The sequence below is a fragment of the Paenibacillus sp. 01T47 genome (assembly GCF_056398245.1).
The window spans coordinates 241,344-258,672 of the sequence record NZ_JBFTPA010000001.1; the positions used below are offsets into that span (position 1 = coordinate 241,344).

The following is a 17,329-nucleotide window of genomic DNA, read 5'->3' on the forward strand; positions in this document are numbered from 1 at the left end:
GAGGAGTACGGTTATGACCATAAGAAGTGAATCAACTACAGCAAAGAAAGTTTTCATTCCCCTCCTCATTATGGCTCTCCTCAGTACGATACTGACTGGCTATGCCGGCTCAGTTCGTGCCGAGACTGCAGCACCTCAGCTGCCTACCTTTGATATCCCGGCATTATCCGAGGAGCATAAAGCTTCTCCATTGCCAAATGTCATTGTAGTGGCGACTGGCGGGACGATTGCTGGTAAAGCGAGTAATAATGATCCTACTAATTTCCAAAGCTATGCTGCAGGAACGTATAAAATGGCGGATATGGTAGCTCAGCTGCCTGGGAAAAATAAAATAGCGGATGTCTCTACTTATCAATTCGGCAACAAGGGCTCGAGCGGCTACAGTATGAAGGACCTGTATGATCTCTCCCTTGCGGTGGATGCTGCGCTTGAAATTTATGATAGTGCAGTTGTTACGACAGGTACGGACACGATGGAGGAAATTGCTTATTTTCTCGATCTAACTGTTCAAAGCGAGAAGCCGGTAGTTGTCACGGGTTCAATGCGGCCTTGGGATGTCGTTGGAACGGATGCTCCGGCCAACCTGTATCAAGCAATTAAGGTGGCGGGGAGCGGCAAAACAAAGTGGTTCGGCACGGTCGTTATGCTAAACGATGTCATTCATGCGGCACGCGAAGTAACAAAGAGCAATTCGCACCGGACGGATACGTTTGAGACACCGATGTTCGGCGTGCTTGGTTACGTTGATGATGCAGCGGTACGTATGTATCGTCTGAATGCTAGGGCGCTCAAAGCTGGACTAGCGGATTGGAAAACGCCGTTTGCATTGAAAAATATTTCGAAGGACAATTTGCCTATCGTTGAAATCGTTTATAGCTACCAAGAAGCCGGCGGCGGTGCCATTCGTGCTTTAGTAGCTGATGGAGCCAAAGGGATTGTAACAGCCGGCACTGGGGCGGCTGGTATTTCGTCGAAGATGAGCGCGGCGCGGTCCGCAGCGATTAAGGATCATGGCGTTACATTCGTATCGACGACTAGAACGGGTTCTGGAACGATCACTGGCGGCGGAAACGGCATTATTGCCGGAGATAATTTAAACCCGCAGCATGCACGCATCATGCTTATGCTTTCGCTGGCATTCTCGAATGATTTTGCTACAGTGAAGAACTGGTTTGAAACGGTAGGGACGCAAGATATTAAGATTGATGTGCCTGAAACGCCTGAAACACCTACACCGACTCCAACTCCAACTCCAACTCCAACTCCAACTCCAACTCCTCCAGTAGAAGGTGGTACAGGTGGTTCGGGTGGCAATGTACCAAATAAAGGACAGGTCTCGATTGGTGCGGGCAGCGCAGGTACGCTTGGCTTGGATGATAGCGTTACTGTATCTATTCCAGCAGGAGCGACGAAGGAGCAAATGCTGCTTTCTATTGAGAAACTGACTGAAACGGGCGGCATTGTTGAGCCATCGAGCAAGCGAGTGTCTTCTATTTTTGAAATGCTCAAGTCGATATCAGCTAATTTCTTCGTTCCAGTCACGCTGACCTTTAAGTTTGATACCTCTTTGATCAAGAGTGGTCAGACGGCGTCCGTATTCTATTACGATGAGGTGAAGAAGCAATGGGTAGAGATGGGTGGTACGGTAAAGGATAACTTTATTACTGTACAATCTGATCATTTTACTAAGTTTGCTGTATTCGCTGTAGACAAGAAAGTTGAAGAAGTGCCTTCTTTTACAGATATATCAAAGCACTGGGCAGAGGCCGCTATTAAAGAGGCGGTCGCATCCGGAATTGTGAAGGGATATGAAGACGGTACGTTTAAACCGAATAAAACCGTAACACGTGCGGAATTTTCCGTTATGCTGATGGGCGCGTTGAAAGCGGATGGTGCAGGTTCGGCGCTTGCCTTTGCTGATAATGATAAAATTGCGGCTTGGGCAAAGGAAGCTGTTGCACAAGCGGTCAAAGCGGACATTATTAGCGGCTATCCAGATGGAACCTTCCGTCCGGGCGCAAACATTTTGCGTATGGAAATGGTATCAATGATTGCAAGCGGTGCTGGATTAACGTTAGATCCGAATGCGACAACCAGCTTTGCTGATAACAAGGATATCCCGGCATGGGCGAAGGGTGCGGTTAAAGCGGTTAGCGATAAAGGCATCATTCAGGGCCGTACGGGCAATATCTTTGCGCCAAAAGCTACAGCAACGCGGGCAGACGCGATTACGGTTATTATGAATATGCTTAAAAACAAATAATGGCTTAAACAGAAAAAGAGTGGTTTTTAAAGGTTGATTAGAACCTTTAAGAACCGCCTTTTTTCTACGCTATATCCTAATACACCATGCGCCTCTACCCACCACCCGACGGAGATGATGATTAACGGGGATCAGGCCAAAGAATCAGGTTAGTGACTAGGCCAAGTAATATAAAAGCTACTCTTTGGAGACGTGGCTGCCCCAAACGGCAGCTCCTTCTTTGGATAGTGCGCTGAATGTCATCACATAGCTGAGTGTGCCTTCATTCCACTGACGGAGTAAGACGCCGTGATACAGCGAACCATCAATTGTAAGATCGATAGTAACAGCGCCGGTGCTTTTCCATGAGCCGCTTGTGCTTCCGGAGATTGTGCCGTCTTTGTTGAGAGAAAGCAGTGTTGCTGGTTTTACATCAGCCGTAATGTCTTTGCCATGGTTCACGTATTTGTATTCGCCGATGATTTGCTCGGTCTTCACTTTCTCTGCGGTTTCGCCTGCATAACGATGAGGCGCGACAACAGGCCAGCCTTCCGTGTTCATAAGCATTTGATGGACTCTTATCTCGTGGCTTTCTCCGCGAGATGGAAAACGAGTGTGGAAAATAATAAACATTTTACCCGTGTCAGGCTCGTTGTAAGTGGAGTTATGGCCAGGTGAAGTATAACCCGTCCCAATATTAGCAATTTCTCCGTCGACATTGTCCATTTGGAAATTTCCCATGAGCTTCACTCCATAAGGCACAATAGAAGCATCATCAAACAGCGTTCCGAAGGCGCCAAATGCGTCGATCATTTCCTTGCCCTCTGAATCGAGGAACGGGCCGTCGGGATTTTTTGAGCGTGCCACACGAATGTTGTATCCGCCTGTGGAGTCTAGTCCGCCATAGGAAAGGTATAAATAGTAATAGTCCGTTTCTTTGTTGTACATCATATAAGGCGCCTCGATGCGGCTGTGATTGTTGCCGAGCAGTCGTTTGCCGTAGCCTTGATCGGGAAAGGGCAGACCTGTTTTTGGATTCATTTTCATAATAAAAATACCGCCGGAGTATGAGCCATAAACCATCCATAGAATGCCGTCTTTATCATAAAACAAATTTGGATCGACTACGTTTGGATGTACTGCCGCGTCATACAACGTTCCATCCTCGCTCAACTCATTCCACATGCCCGATTTGAGAATCGTGCCTTTATTTTTATAAGGCCCTTCAACCTGATCGGCAACCGCATATCCAAGCACCGACCGAGGCGAGTCGCCTTTGCACATGCTGTAATACATATAAAATTTGCCGTCCGGCAATTGGATGACATCGCCTGCCCAGAACGTATCAGTCTCGGCCCAAGCTAGCTCCTCGCTCATCTCTGTCAGTACATCCGGTATGATGGGATTCCCTTCATAGACACTGGAGTTCAGCTGCTCCCAGGCCATGAGATCCTTCGACTTCGCCGCAGCGAGATGCGAGCCGAAAATATAGAAGGTATCACGAACTTTGATAATCGACGGATCATGAACGGAGGCGTTAGTGAATAGAGGCTCCTCCACTGTAACCGCTTCCGTTTTTGGTTGGTTTGAAGTATGGCTAGCTGCGGATGGCTGATTGCTCTCCGCTGGTGGAGCTGCATTTCCGGCGTTATTTCCACTGCAAGCGCTCATAAATGTCATTATGCATACCGTTAACAAAATAATGGTTTGTTTTCTCAAGTAGAAAATCCTCCTAGGTTAACATCGGGTTATTACTATAAACATTAATTGATTAATGAATATATTATATTCTAGGTAATAAAAAAAGAGAAGGGCTCAGCCCTTCTCTTATTTCGTCTTAACTGGTTCTTCGAACGTCATGCCGAGCGTGTCTACAGTTACTTTTTTCATCGAAATCGGTGTTTCCGGCATATCGCCTGGGCCGACCTTCTGATTGGCAACCTCATCGACCGCTTCGATGCCTTCGGTTACTTTTCCGAAAGCTGCGTATTCATTATCGAGTGAAGGTGCATCAGCATGCATGATGAAAAATTGCGAGCCCCCAGAATCTGGATCATTCGTACGAGCCATGGAGATAACACCGCGAGTATGCTTCAGCTTGTTCTCGAAACCATTGCTGTTAAATTCGCCTGGAATGCTGTATCCTGGACCACCGGTGCCAGTACCTTCTGGATCTCCGCCTTGAATCATAAACCCTGGAATCACGCGGTGAAAAATAACGCCATCATAGAAGCCTTTATTAATAAGAGAAATAAAGTTGTTTACGGTATTAGGTGCAACCTCTGGGTAAAGCTCAAGCTTAATGATTTTGTCATTGCTAAGTTCAATCGTTACAACAGGATGCTTGTCCGAGCCAAGAAGCTCAGGGCCTTCCTCAGCAGGTGCTTCAGTAGGGGGAGTTGTGCTTGTGTTGCCACTGCCTGATCCTGTTTTCTCATTACTCCCGTTTGCGCCGCAGCCTGATGCTACAATAATCAGAGTTAGTGCAAGAAGAAGCATGATCCCAAGACGTTTGTTCTTAAACAGCATTTCAATATCCTCCTTAAATTTGCGAATGCAAATGACCTTGAGACGATCCGGTTCGCGCAGCATTCACCTTTTATATCCAACTTGTATAATATCATATTGCGTGATTTAAATGCGAATCCATTGGAGTTATCATTGTGTTGAAAGTCTCTAATAAGCTTAAGGTCTTGCGCGACAAGCGCTGATTCGCTATAATCACATTAATTCAGTCGAAGGGATTGGGTCTTATGTACACATTCCAATTGAATCAGCTTCATCATTTCACCAAGCGTTAGCACCCCTGATCAACATTCAGGGTGGGCTAGCGCTTCTCGCGTTGGCCTCCCTGCAGCATACGATGCGCGCAGGACCAAGAGGTCCTGCGCGTTTTTTTTATTCCAATAACGTAGTGAGAGGAATGATCGTGATGCAAAATGTAAAGGGAACCTATGATTATTACGGCAGGGAGCAAGCGCTTAGAAGAAAGATTCAGGAGACTCTGCGGGAAAAGTTTGAGCTATATGACTTTGATGAGATGGTGTCTACCGAGCTGACTGATCTTGCTTTCTTGACATCCAAATATGCAGGCGGCGATGAGATTGTTAAGGAAATGTACCAGCTTACAGATCAGCGAAAACGACGATTAGGCTTGCGCTATGATTTGACGATCCCTTTTGCCAAGGTGATGGCATTAAATCCGAGTATTGAATTGCCTTTCAAGCGATATGAAATGGGGAAGGTGTTCCGTGACGGTCCCGTTAAACGCGGGCGGCTGCGAGAATTTTTGCAATGTGATGTGGATGTTGTTGGGGTGAAGGGGCCGGAAGCTGAGGTGGAATTGATGCAGCTGGCTGTCGATGTGTTTCACACCCTGGAGCTGGATATCCAATTAAAATGGAATAATAGGCGGTTTCTTGGCGAAATGCTTACAGCAATTGGCGTCGAGGGGGCGGATTCGTTGTCGGTTATGCTGACTTTGGATAAGCTCGCAAAAATCGGAATAGACAGTGTGAAGGCGGAGCTTGCTGAGAAGGGTTTGGCTGGCGGGGTCATTGCTGCGATTTTAGAGTTGATTGAGCTGGAGGAGCCTACACTAGAGACGTTGATAGATAAATATGACCTGCAATATAGTGCTGGGGCGCAGGAAGTAATCGAGGTTCGTGATATTTTGTGCAAGCTTGGATTAGAGTCTGTTTGTGTGTTTGACCCTTTTCTCTCACGCGGGTTATCTTTCTACACAGGTACGGTTTATGAAATATTTGATGCTTCGAACGGCTTCGCATCGAGCCTTGGCGGCGGCGGTCGGTATGATGCCATTATTGGACAGCTTATAGGCAGGGATGATGCTGAGTATGCAGCGGTCGGCTTGTCGTTTGGGATGGAGTCAATTATGGCTTTGCTTGAAGAACGTTACGCAGCTGCAGCGAAGGCTTCGGTTAACGTAGTGCTCATTCCCGTAAGCGTAACGGCGGCAGAACTGCTGCAAACCGCAGCGGATTTGCGTGCGAGCGGCATTCGAGTGAAGCTCGATTCTAGCGGACGAAAGCTGAAAAATATACTTGCTTCGGTAGCGAACAGCGGTATACGTTACGCTCTTCTGGTGGGAGAGGCGGAATGGAAGGCAGGCTTAGTACGCTTGAAGGATATGGAGAAGCGGGTCGAAAGGGAAATGAGCGTCGATGAAGCTATTTATATTTTAGAAAAGGTAAGTGGATGAGGATCGATAAGTTAAAAAGTTTTATATTGGAGCAGCCAAGTTGTACTCGTCTTCTTTATCTTGGCTGCCCGTCATGACATTACGAGAGCTAGAGGAATAGTCGTTATAGGAAAGGGAATAGGATGCTGATCAGCTTGCGTCGTTTGGTACGATCCTTTGCTGGGAGCGATGCGGCGGCGATATGCTGCTGAGGGTATTGCAGTGCGTCCATGCTTGCGGTTAGCTGAGTCAGAACGAGCCTAAGCTCGTCGAGCTCCTGCCGGTGGCTGAGCAGCTGGTAAGTGACGACTTCATCCGCTTTCTGAGACAGGGAAGCTTCCAAACGGCTCAGTCGGTGGAGCAGTTCCTCGCGATCCTCGTATACAGGTACAGATGCCTGCAGATCTTGTGGAATGGGAGAAAGATTAATGTCTTGCAGGCTGATCCCTTCCTCCAATTCTTGCTTAATCAGCTGCAGGTTATGAAGAGCCGTCTCATCAAAGGTATAGTGACCGAGCGTATCCTTGCCGAAAGAAGAGGGGAACTGGGATATCCAACGTCTGACTGTTGTTTCACTGACAGCAAGAAGCTGAGCGGCTTCTTTGGTTTTTAACAACGCCATTGTCATCACCTCGCTTATTAATTACTAGAGTTATTCGTGCCGAAAACATGCTCTCCTGCACGGCTGACAAAGGTAGTGGTTAATCGCTAAAAGAAGTGATCATCCGATTGTTTTTTCATGCTCGCAGCAGTAACGCGAATATTGCGGCAATTAAAAAAGAAGCTTTCTTATCCACGCTCTGAGTGGGGAAGAAGGCTTCTTTATTTGCGGGATATATTAACTGAAGCGGTTAAGACCTAAGCAGAACTTTACAGCAGCTTCTGTACATATCGTTCGATTTTCTCAGGCGTATCCTTTGATCCGAAGCGCTTTAATACCTTGCCGTTCTGGTCGACAAGAAATTTGGTGAAATTCCATTTGATCGACCTTGTGCCGAGGAAGCCGCGTGCTTCATTCGTCAGGTGCTGGAATAAAGGGTGCGCAGTGCTGCCGTTTACATCCACTTTGGAGAATAAAGGGAACGATACTCCGAAATTGATTTCGCACGCTTCTGCAACCTTGCTGTCGTCGCTAAGCTCTTGATTGGCGAATTGCGATGAGGGGAAGCCTAGTACAGAAAAGCCTTGTTTATTGTAGGTGTCATGAAGTTTTTGAAGACCTTTGAATTGCGGGGCGAAGCCGCATTTGGTAGCTGTATTTACGATGAGCATGACCTTGCCTTTATAAGGGGCTAGAGTCTGATTTTCGCCTCTAATGGTCTTTACTTCAATATTGTATAAGGACATAGGAACAACCTCCATCAACCGATTTTATATTTTTTGTAATTTAATTGTACTCAATCTATATAGAGGTGTCAAATGAAATAAATAGAGGTGAGTTAGCTTGTGCCCAGAGGCTGTTTTTATTGGTCTGTAAATGAATAAGAGGCCGCCCCTATTTGCTAGGGACAGCCTCTGGCTTGCTTTTAATAAAGAACTTTATATGCACCCGACTGAAGTAGCAGGGCTCCTGCTGCGGCTTCGTTATCAGTGTCAGCCACTAGCAAGTAGTAGCCTTGATCGACAGCTTCTTTGCACGGTTCGATGAATTTGTCTTCTATGCCAATATCGTGGAGTACGTCTTTAGTATCAGGCTCATTATCGAGCTTCACGGCGCCTGCGGCAATGCCGGTAGGGCCGCCGTTTAGGCCAGTGCTTCCGGCGGTATAACCTGAACCTGCTGCAAATGGAGCGGCGCTAAGCGGAGTAATTGTTCCGGATTGGTTCACCTCTTGCGCTTCTCGAATTTCATAAACTTCCTCAATAGGGATGCTTGAATCGGAAACAAGAAGCGGAGCCGATTCCTTGTTCTTCAGAACGATTCTAAGATTATGTCTATTTGTTCTCGCTGCTTGAAACCGTTTGATCGCTTCCAAGACACCTTCTTCTTTGTCAAATACTCCAATGGCTGTCGTCATAGGGGAGTTCTCCTCTCGTATCTAAGCTAGAATGAGGTTACATGTACTTATACCCTGCATTCCTTGCTTTGAATCGAGAGGCTGGATTAGCGAGCTGCAAGTGCTGAAGCTTCGCTAATTTCGTTAATTTCATCTATTGTCAGCTTAAAACGCATAGCTTTCACGTTTTGCTCGGCGTGGTGAATTTTTGATGCTCCGGGAATCGCGAATACAGTATCTCCATGAGCGTGGATGAGCCAATTTAACGCGATTTGTGTTGCGGTAGCCTCATAACGAGCAGCTACCTGCTCAAGCGAATCAATAAGCGGCTTAGAGCGTTTTAGGCCGTTTGTTTGAAAAGCGGAGCTCCATTTGCGCGGGCCGCTAATTGCTTTGATCAAAGAAGGATCATGATGAAACTTCCCGCTTAATATACCCTGTTCAAGTGGAGAATAAGCAATGATTGCACAACCAAGTTCTTGCGCCGTCTGGAGAATGCCATTTTTCTCGATGCGGCGGTCAAGTAGGCTGTATTTTACTTGATTGGAGGCGAGCTGCAAGCCATGCTCTCGCAGAACGCGATCGGCCTCGCGCATTTGTTTAGCGGAGAAATTGCTTACACCTATATTTTTGATTTTTCCGGCAGCGGCCAGCTTCGCCATTTCCTTCATCTCACTGCTCACTGAAGAGAAGGAGAAGGGCTGATGGACTTGATAAAGGTCGATTGTACGCCCCTCAAGCTGTTTAATTCTCACATCAATTGTACGGCCAATGTTGCTGGCGGTACGCATTGCCGGCCACCACTTGGTCGCAATATAGACCTTATCCTCTGCTGGCAGGGCTTCGCGCAAAGCGCTGGCGAGCAGCTGCTCGGATTGGCCGTTTCCGTAAATTTCAGCGGTGTCAAACCAGTTAATGCCGCCTTCGTAGCTTGTTTTTACGATATCATTAATGATTTCGCCCTTCAGAGCGGGCCAAAACTTTCCGACGAGCCCTTTGCCATTACTGAATTGCCAGCAGCCAAGGCCAAGCGGAGATAACTGCAAACTCGTTTGGCCAAATGGCCTAACCGTAGATGATGTCATGGCTTGCTCCCTTCAGAACTTCAGAATAAGTAATGGGCAGCTGTCTTTTTCCGTTATGCTCTAGCTGATCCTTGCTGTATTCGGTCTAGGAACTGATGCATTTGTTCCAGCAATGCAGCACCTTCTTCAGGTGTGCCGTCAAGCTTGCATGCGAGCTGATGAGGAATATCGACGGCTTGTTCCTTTAATGCTCGGCCTTGCGCTGTGAGTTCCACCAATACGCTGCGTTCATCGTTGCGGTCACGCGTACGCGTAATATGTCCTGCAGCTTCCAGCTTCTTAAGAAGCGGGGTCAACGTGCCTGAGTCGAGATAAAGCTTATTGCCAAGCGCGGTTACCGTAACATGGTCCTGCTCCCATAGGGCGAGCATTGTAACGTATTGCGTGTAGGTAAGGTCGATCTTCTCGAGCATTGGGCGATAAAGCTTAGTGATCTCTCGAGAGCAGGCATAAAAAGCGAAGCATATTTGATTGTCCAGTTTTAAAATTTCGTTGCTGTCCATGTTGTTGTCCTCCGTGGGAAGGTGAATTTGTTTGTTTAAAAGGCAATGAGCTAATGTTCTAAGTTTAACAAAATTAAATTGTGATAAATATAATATAGAGGAATGGACAATACACTGTCAATGCGCACAGCGACTCCTTATATTGTAGAGGGAGGACGAAGTGTGCTATAGTTACAGCGTTTATTTAATGGAGGAGTGAGAGCGATGTCTTATACTGCTAATGAGGTTGCAGAATGGATGCTGAACGAATTGAAGGAAAAAGGGATTTTGCATCAAAGCGCCGCAGTTGAGCATATAAAAAGCCATTTTGGCGAATCGTTTATATATGTGAATGAGCACGGCAACGCTTCAATCGACAAAGAAGTGAAAAAAATGTTCCGTAAGCTTCATAAGGGAAAGGCCGCTTGGGAGAGAGACGGTTTCTTCTGGGGCTGGAGCTAAACCGCATATTATTGTAGTGGGAAGCTGGGCGTTAAAGCCATAACGTCCATTTCTCATGAACAACTTGACAAAGGTAACTGTAATCATTAAACTTACAGTATGGAAGTCACCAATAGGACGTAGCTTAATCATAAAAGAAGCGTCTACTTTTTTAAAGCAAGTGTACCAAAAAAAGTTACAGTTAAACGGGTATTCTTACTATTAGGGATAGGTGGTGTTTGGAGATGAAATTCAACATAAGCGATTGGGTACAAGGTAAAACAAAAGATGGCGAGCTCATTCATGGTTTTGTCGAAACCATCGATATTTTGCAAGGATTTGTAACCGTGAGCGTTGTAAAGTCGGATAACGTAGAGGTTATAGGGAAAACTGTAGCCGTTCGTTCATCATGGCTCAAAAACGTATCCGAAATTACTATAAATGATGCGCAGGTTTTTCAAAATGCAATTGACTTAGCTTTAGATACATGGGACGAGGCTTGGTTTATGGAGCTGACCAATGCGAAGAAAGCTAGCGAAGAAGCGGCTGAGGCTGGAGAACGTTCGAGGGTATATTCATTTCCAGTCAATCGACTTGGTCAATCTGCTTAATCGAGCAGGCTTGCCTCCTATCACATCATAGCACCAACGAAAAAAAGGATGATGCCATGCGTGCCGCTGGTGTCATCCTTTTTTGTATACCCGTGAAGCGGCATATAGCCATCTTGCCGCTGGGAGCATTACTTAAGCTGTAGTCCGATTCCAAGCGCTTGCGCTCGCTGGACGAAATAATCGGCTATCGCCATATCAAACACGGCCATACCCATCGGACAAAATAATATAGGCTCCGAATCGGAGATGCTGGCAAGCGCTTCGCGGCAGATCACATCGGTTAGGGAGCTGGTTTGTGCTTCTGTTAAGCCGCTCTCAAGATGCAGCAGCTCAATGTCAGTATTTTCGCGGCAAACCTCATTCCAATCGTCGACGATAATCGCGTTAATGCTGCTTATAGCTGCAGCTGTATAATCCCGTAAAGAAACATCGAGCAGAAGAGTGCCTTCAGCGGGAGGAGTATCGATATAACGCTGAGAGCTTACTGTGCAATTAATAATGAGATTGCACTCGTTATATAACTGCTGCCAGCTGCTGGCGAGACGCGTACGGTGGCGCAGAGCAGCGTCCACAGCAGCGAGGTCAGGGTTATCCAGCTCGCATCCGCGTATATCATACACCTGTATATCCTCTAAATGCTCTCCGAATAGGCGACAGCACATATCATAATGAAGCCGGCCTACAGGTCCGAAGCCGATGATTCCAATCTTTAAGCTTTTTGATGCGGTGCGTGTTTTTAGATAATGGCGGATGAATAAACCGCTGACTGCAGCTGTCCGGGCAGCACTCGGCAGCGGGGTGCCCAGCATGGCGTAAGGAATGCCTGTTTCTGCGTTGTTGAGCAGTGTGACGCTGTGTGCCCTTGGCAAACCGGCGTCGATATTGCCTGGGAAGCTGGCGATCCACTTCATACCGGCAGTCTTTACCGACCCGCCGATGTAAGCAGGCATAGCTATGATGCGATTAGCTGGATTGCGATAACGCAGGTAGGGCTTTATCGGCTGTGCATAATCGCCTGAATCGATAATTTGCACCGCAACCTCTATGCTGTCAACAAGCTCTTCCCAGTGCAATCCGATAGTGCGAATATGTTCATCGCCGAGATATAGCACGGTCATGTTCCTCTCGTTTTTGGATTAGGGAGTGTGCTAAATTTCAGAGCGGATTCAGCCGAATTGCTGCTTTACCCACTCATCGTTGAATACGGTATCCATGTATCGCTCTCCGCGATCATGTATAATAACGACGCATATGGCATCATCGGGCAGCTCGTGCTCGATCGATTTTAAGGCATGGATAATCGCGCCAGAGGAAGGTCCTGCCAAAATCGATTCCTGCACAACGAGCAGTCTGCAGCCATCGACCATATCTTTATCGGCTACCTTTATAGCTTGATCCATAAACCTCGTCTGGGCAAAGGGCGGTATGATACCTGTTCCAAGTCCCGGGAAGCGGCGGTTGCCGTTCACTCCTCCGAAAATAACGCTACCTGCCGCATCGACAGCTATCACTTTCGTGGATAGCTTATGCTCGCGCACATATTGCGAGCAGCCTAACATGGTGCCGCAGGTGCTGACGCCGCCGACAACAAAATCGACATGGCCCAGCTCTTCAACAATTTCGTGCATCGTACCCTCATTGTGAGACAAATAGTTGTTTTTATTCGCATATTGATTCGGCCAGAAGCTATTGGGAATGCGCTCTAATAATTGCTGTACTCGATTTAACCTTGCGGGCAGAAACTCACCTGTCACAATATCAGGCTCTTCAACCAGTTCGATCTCTGCGCCATAAGCACGCATGATGCGGATATTTTGCTGCGTCGCCTTCGGATCAATGACGCTTACGAATTTCATGCCGAGGTAGGAGCTGATGGCAGCGAGACTAATCGCCATATTCCCTGAGCTGGACTCAATGATGACGGAGCCGGGCCCGATCAAGCCTTCATCCCATGCTTTATTAATAATACGGGCGGCGGATCGGTCTTTGGCGCTGCCTCCTGGGTTTAGCAATTCAAGCTTTGCGAATACTTTAATGCCGCGATCGTTCGCAAACAGCTTCGAGAGCTGAACGAGCGGCGTATTCCCGATGATGGACAACAAATTTCTCTCCAAAGGCTAACACCCCTTAAAAATAAATTTTTTTGGATTTCACCGTCCCGCGTTCAAGTTGTTCATTTTCCGCTGCGCGTGTTACCGAAATGCCCTCAAGCATGCGATTTTGAATCATTTGTCCAATGTCCCCAATTTTATGCTCGATAGCATGCTTAATATGGACAAGCATTTCATCTTTCAGCGATTTGCTTTGAATATGAACAAGCAGCTTATTCTCACGGAGTCTTACTCGAAGCTGTGCGTCATGGATGTATTGGTGTACGACATTTTCGATATCGTATAGGCTGATTTTTTCCCCATGCTTCAAATCCGTGCCGATTCGCTTGGAGATACAGCTGAAGCATTGCAGCTGCTTGCCGTCTATGCAGATGGTTTGAAAATCACGCACGACATCGTAGGTGACGTACCTCATAGCTGGGAACAAAGAACGTACAAAAGAGGTTAATACGAGAACGGCTTCGTTCTCTTTCAGCGGTTCAAAGCTGTCGTCGATTTGCTCCGCCGGTATTGCCTCGGCATAAATGCCATCAGCGATGACATATAGCCCAAGCTCATGTGAATAGGAGGCGATTGCTCCTACTTCAATCGAGCCATACGTGTCTAAAATATGCTGCGGCTCGATTCCGAACCGTTCGGCCATGTTGTGCTGCCACTGGAGCGGTGCGATTTCGCCGACTACTATTATTTTTTTGATGCCAAACTGCTTTGGTTCCTTCGCGTGAGAGACGATAGCATCCAAAATCGACGGCATCGTATAAAGAAGCTCTGGTCGATAAGATTCCAGCCTCGCAATATGCTCTTCAATCGGGAGCGAGAACGACAGGGAGTCTGCCGCTAGGCCAAGCCGCTCAAAGATGGTCAGCGCTGTGTTTGCTGCATGCCCTGTACCCATGTCGGCTAATGCTCTGCGAATAGGGATGGGAGGCTCAACGGCAGTGCTGGCTGCACTGGCGCTGGCGGTCAGCCAATCCTGAAAGCAGGCTGTTTTTGCATCGATATAACTCTCGTCATCTTCCTTTGAATAATAAATCGCCTTGCGAACGCCTGATGAAGTGCCTGAGGTTCTGTAAACGGACAAACCTTCCTCTTCTCGAGCTCTCCCTGTAAAATAATGCTGCTCCAAAATGTCCGACGTGATGAGCGGAAGATCAGACAACTGGCAAACTTGCGGATCTATTCCATCCTGTTGAAGAAGGGTGTTGTACCAGGGGTGATGCTGGACGATTCGCTTGATATGCGGATGAAGCAGAGCTAATGGTGACATTTGGTGTTGAGCCTCCTGTAGGACAAATATCTCGAATGAATGCGTTAATTAAGCATATGTTGTTTGCGCCTCTAGGTTCTGATTATGGGGACAAACGCCTACATCCATTTCGTTCAAGCTTCGTATGCTAATAAGAGTGAATCATGAGGCAGTAGTATATTGTGAGAGAGAGGGTGGCTGCTATATCGTTTATGAAAAAACATCGTCGTACGGTTGCGGATAAGTGGGCCAAATCGGAAGTGATGAGACGTGACTCGGTGTTAAAGAATCATTTGCCGGAAGCGGAGATGATGACAAGGAAGAGCCTGCTTAAAATGTTAAAACAGTGGGGGATGGTGTATGTAAAGCCGATCAGAGGTGGACAGGGGAGAGGTGTGATGAGGGTAGTGCTTGACGAGGAGGGCTTTCGGCCCTATTCGTACCAGCTTGGAGAGAAAAGGTTGGCTTTTTCCACCTATAAAGCGGCTTATCAGTCTATTTTGAGAGATTCGAAAAGGAAGGCTTACCTAGTGCAAAAAGGGATTCGCTTGCTGAGGCATAAGGGGCGTCCGTTTGATATAAGGCTCGTGGTGCAGCAGTCGCCGCACGGGGGTTGGGAGGCGACGGGAACTTTGGGCAGAGTAGCACATCCTCGAAAAATTGTAACGAATGGCAGTCAGGGAGGAACGATTTATCCAACGGGGTATTTGCTGAGGCGTTATATGAGTGCGCCAGTGAGGCGGCGTATGTTGAATGGGATGGATAAGCTTGGCGTTCTCACCGCAATGAAGCTCCACCAGACTTATCCCGGCATTAAGGAATTAGGTGTTGATCTTGCGCTTGATCGCGAACTTAAGCCATGGATACTTGAAGTTAATACGCTGCCTGATCCATGCCCGTTCTTACTGCTTGATGACCAATCGATGCTTCGTAAAATCGTACGCTACGGCAAGGCATACGGAAAAACCTACAAGCTGAACTGTAAAAAGGCGAAGCGCGGGGTTAGGTAGAGCGGTGTGAGTGGGCAAGCTCGACTAACCGCTTTAAGGGCGCGGATGCTCTAACAGCACCTAAGTGCCAGAGTTAGCACCTAATAAGCACATATATATGCATATTAGGTGCAATTGACATAAGATCAGCTCGAAATCTTGCTGGTAAGCACAAATATGCCCTTACAGCGTGGAAAGTAATACGAGTCGAGTGCTCAAGTTTGCACTTAGTCTGTCATGAACATCAACTGCATCGAAAATGCGGTGCGGAAGCGAAGGCTCTCCACGGGATCTCGCAAATCGCGGCCGGTGAGCCTTTCGCATTTTTCGAGGCGATAGGTGACGGTGTTGCGATGCACGAACAGCTGCTTTGCCGTTTCGGCAAGCTGACAATGCGTATCGTAGAAGGTGCTGAGCGTTTTCATTAAATCGCTGCGCTCCTTGCCTTCAATGCTTAATAAATCCTTGAACGTCTCCTCGTAATATTCCTTGAGCTCCTCCTTTGGGATCATCCGCAGCAAGTTGCTGAAATCTTTGGCGCGGTAAGGTTGGACAAACTGCTTCTTTCGCGCGTCGTAACCTGTTTGCAGCGCTTCGATCGCTTCCTTATAGGATAAAGGGACTTGTGTAAGCTGTGATACCGGATTCCCGATGCCGATCGAGATGGGGATGCCGTGCTGCTCGCTTAGGCAAAGCACCATTTGCTTCAGCTGCCCTAAAAACTTATCTTCGGTGCCTTTGGCAGCATCTTGATTTGCCTTAAGCGCGATAAGGAAGCAGAAGTATTCATTTTTCGTAAAAAGTACAAAACGTAAATCAAGCTTCGAAAACTCGCTTTTCAGCACATTGTAATGGCGGTCGCGCTCGGATATAAAGCGGCCATCAGATTCGAGTGCGCTCGGCGGACGAAAAGAATCAAAAGAGGTATCGCGCTTAGCGACAATGCTGACGTAAACGGGATGATTCAACAAATCATAGTTTTTGCTGCGATGAATAAGCTCTTGCTCAGAGGTAATGAGGCCGTCAACAAAGTCGGAGAAAAACTCATTTTTATAACGCCGCGACCGCTCTTTGACCGCTTGCTTCTTGATAAGCTCGAGTCCGATGACGTTGGCGGCTTGTTCCATTGCATGTTTCGTTAAGTTGCTGAAGTGTTTGCTGCTGTCGCTCGTCAAAGCGACCAACAATCCTTCTAGCTGAAAGGTAACAATCGGGTACAGCTCAACAGCTGTAAAAGGTGCGCCAATGAAAGTTGGAGAAGTAAATGGGATGCTATAAGAGCTGTGCAGCGAGGGTGAGATCAGCTCTGCTTGAAGATCGGACGACAATGCAAGATACAAATCCGTTGTCATAGCGTTTGAACGATGTAGAAGTCCGCCTTGTGGATTGATCAGCATAACCGGGGAGTCGATGAGAAGCGACAATGCTTCAATGACATCGACGGTGCTTTTGCCCTGCATAATCATTTGTGAAAACTGTTTATGTGTCGTCAATGCATAATGCAGCTCATCCGTGCGCTTCTCTAAAATATGGCTAAGCGAGTCGTTGCATATATCACCCAGCGAATGCGCCAGAGACAGCTCTATAATCGGAAAATGCAGCTTTTCCGCACACTGAAGCACATCGCTTGGCACCTCCTGCAAAAAACGTTTGGTCTTAATCGCTAGACCGGCACATCCGAATTCAGCCATGCTTTTGACGAGTGAGAGCAGAGCCTCTGGTTGATCCTTCATCGCATAACCGGTCGTGAGAAGCAATTCCTGCGGTTTCAAATAGTTAATAATATCTGGAGCGTCCATGATGTTGACCGATTGGACGCTATTTGTCATGCCGTCATGTCCGGCAAGTATTTTTGCATTCGCATATACCGGGAGAGATAAGAGTTCTTTTAGGAGCATAACCACACCGCCAATGCTTTTTATGT

16 protein-coding genes are annotated in these 17,329 nt (G+C 47.3%); 5 read left to right on the forward strand and 11 right to left on the reverse strand.

Features of this window, described 5'->3' with window-relative positions; translation table 11 throughout:
* Positions 1–13: 13 nt before the first annotated feature.
* The gene (locus AC1DOV_RS00980) at positions 14–2,263 is read left to right on the forward strand and encodes an asparaginase domain-containing protein (protein WP_477548922.1); all 2,250 of its coding nucleotides are present in this window, start codon (positions 14–16) and stop codon (positions 2,261–2,263) included.
* A 177-nt stretch (positions 2,264–2,440) separates the two neighbouring features.
* On the opposite strand, the gene AC1DOV_RS00985 is transcribed toward AC1DOV_RS00980, so the two are convergent.
* Both AC1DOV_RS00985 and AC1DOV_RS00990 read right to left on the reverse strand, forming a co-directional pair.
* On the reverse strand, positions 2,441–3,922 hold the full coding sequence (locus AC1DOV_RS00985) for an arabinan endo-1,5-alpha-L-arabinosidase AbnB (RefSeq protein WP_441878017.1): 1,482 nt from the start codon (positions 3,920–3,922) through the stop codon (positions 2,441–2,443).
* Positions 3,923–4,069: 147 nt separating this feature from the next.
* Entirely contained in the window at positions 4,070–4,771 is a 702-nt protein-coding gene (locus tag AC1DOV_RS00990; RefSeq protein ID WP_441877681.1) for a peptidylprolyl isomerase, read from the reverse strand.
* A gap of 403 nt (positions 4,772–5,174) precedes the next feature.
* Between AC1DOV_RS00990 and hisS the strand changes: the two genes are divergently transcribed.
* Complete coding sequence (hisS, locus tag AC1DOV_RS00995; protein WP_441878019.1) at positions 5,175–6,464, forward strand: histidine--tRNA ligase; 1,290 nt, start codon at positions 5,175–5,177, stop codon at positions 6,462–6,464.
* 103 nt (positions 6,465–6,567) lie between these two features.
* On the opposite strand, the gene AC1DOV_RS01000 is transcribed toward hisS, so the two are convergent.
* The 5 genes from AC1DOV_RS01000 to AC1DOV_RS01020 all read right to left on the reverse strand — a co-directional run bounded on the left by AC1DOV_RS01000 (position 6,568) and on the right by AC1DOV_RS01020 (position 10,028).
* A complete protein-coding gene (locus tag AC1DOV_RS01000) occupies positions 6,568–7,065 on the reverse strand; it encodes a MerR family transcriptional regulator (protein ID WP_441877683.1) in 498 nt (165 codons plus the stop codon).
* A 248-nt stretch (positions 7,066–7,313) separates the two neighbouring features.
* Positions 7,314–7,790, reverse strand: a complete 477-nt coding sequence (locus tag AC1DOV_RS01005; protein ID WP_339206340.1) for a glutathione peroxidase — start codon at positions 7,788–7,790, stop codon at positions 7,314–7,316.
* A gap of 179 nt (positions 7,791–7,969) precedes the next feature.
* Entirely contained in the window at positions 7,970–8,461 is a 492-nt protein-coding gene (locus AC1DOV_RS01010) for a hypothetical protein (protein ID WP_441877685.1), read from the reverse strand.
* A gap of 86 nt (positions 8,462–8,547) precedes the next feature.
* Complete coding sequence (locus AC1DOV_RS01015; RefSeq protein WP_441877687.1) at positions 8,548–9,525, reverse strand: aldo/keto reductase; 978 nt, start codon at positions 9,523–9,525, stop codon at positions 8,548–8,550.
* 53 nt (positions 9,526–9,578) lie between these two features.
* Positions 9,579–10,028, reverse strand: a complete 450-nt coding sequence (locus AC1DOV_RS01020) for a MarR family winged helix-turn-helix transcriptional regulator (protein ID WP_339206344.1) — start codon at positions 10,026–10,028, stop codon at positions 9,579–9,581.
* Between the two features lie 204 nt (positions 10,029–10,232).
* Here AC1DOV_RS01020 and AC1DOV_RS01025 point away from each other — a divergent pair, with 204 nt between their 5' ends.
* Positions 10,233–10,469 carry a DUF6953 family protein gene (locus AC1DOV_RS01025; RefSeq protein ID WP_441877689.1) on the forward strand — a complete coding sequence of 79 codons (237 nt, stop codon included), beginning with the start codon at positions 10,233–10,235 and terminating at the stop codon, positions 10,467–10,469.
* Positions 10,470–10,693: 224 nt separating this feature from the next.
* Complete coding sequence (locus AC1DOV_RS01030) at positions 10,694–11,059, forward strand: IDEAL domain-containing protein (RefSeq protein WP_441877691.1); 366 nt, start codon at positions 10,694–10,696, stop codon at positions 11,057–11,059.
* A gap of 128 nt (positions 11,060–11,187) precedes the next feature.
* Here AC1DOV_RS01030 and AC1DOV_RS01035 read toward each other — a convergent pair whose 3' ends face one another.
* Genes AC1DOV_RS01035 through AC1DOV_RS01045 form a run of 3 tightly spaced genes read right to left on the reverse strand, consistent with a single transcriptional unit; the run spans position 11,188 to position 14,437 of the window.
* Positions 11,188–12,177: a 2,3-diaminopropionate biosynthesis protein SbnB gene (locus AC1DOV_RS01035; RefSeq protein ID WP_441877693.1), complete on the reverse strand. Its 990-nt coding sequence runs from the start codon at positions 12,175–12,177 to the stop codon at positions 11,188–11,190.
* 48 nt (positions 12,178–12,225) lie between these two features.
* A complete protein-coding gene (sbnA, locus tag AC1DOV_RS01040) occupies positions 12,226–13,173 on the reverse strand; it encodes a 2,3-diaminopropionate biosynthesis protein SbnA (RefSeq protein WP_441877695.1) in 948 nt (315 codons plus the stop codon).
* Positions 13,174–13,186: 13 nt separating this feature from the next.
* Entirely contained in the window at positions 13,187–14,437 is a 1,251-nt protein-coding gene (locus tag AC1DOV_RS01045) for a phenylacetate--CoA ligase family protein (protein ID WP_477548923.1), read from the reverse strand.
* A gap of 191 nt (positions 14,438–14,628) precedes the next feature.
* On the opposite strand from AC1DOV_RS01045, the gene AC1DOV_RS01050 reads away from it, so the two are divergent.
* Complete coding sequence (locus AC1DOV_RS01050) at positions 14,629–15,426, forward strand: YheC/YheD family protein (protein WP_477548924.1); 798 nt, start codon at positions 14,629–14,631, stop codon at positions 15,424–15,426.
* Between the two features lie 206 nt (positions 15,427–15,632).
* Here the strand turns inward: AC1DOV_RS01050 and AC1DOV_RS01055 are convergent, their stop codons facing one another.
* Positions 15,633–17,303 carry a PucR family transcriptional regulator gene (locus AC1DOV_RS01055; RefSeq protein ID WP_477510779.1) on the reverse strand — a complete coding sequence of 557 codons (1,671 nt, stop codon included), beginning with the start codon at positions 17,301–17,303 and terminating at the stop codon, positions 15,633–15,635.
* Positions 17,304–17,329 lie beyond the last annotated feature (26 nt).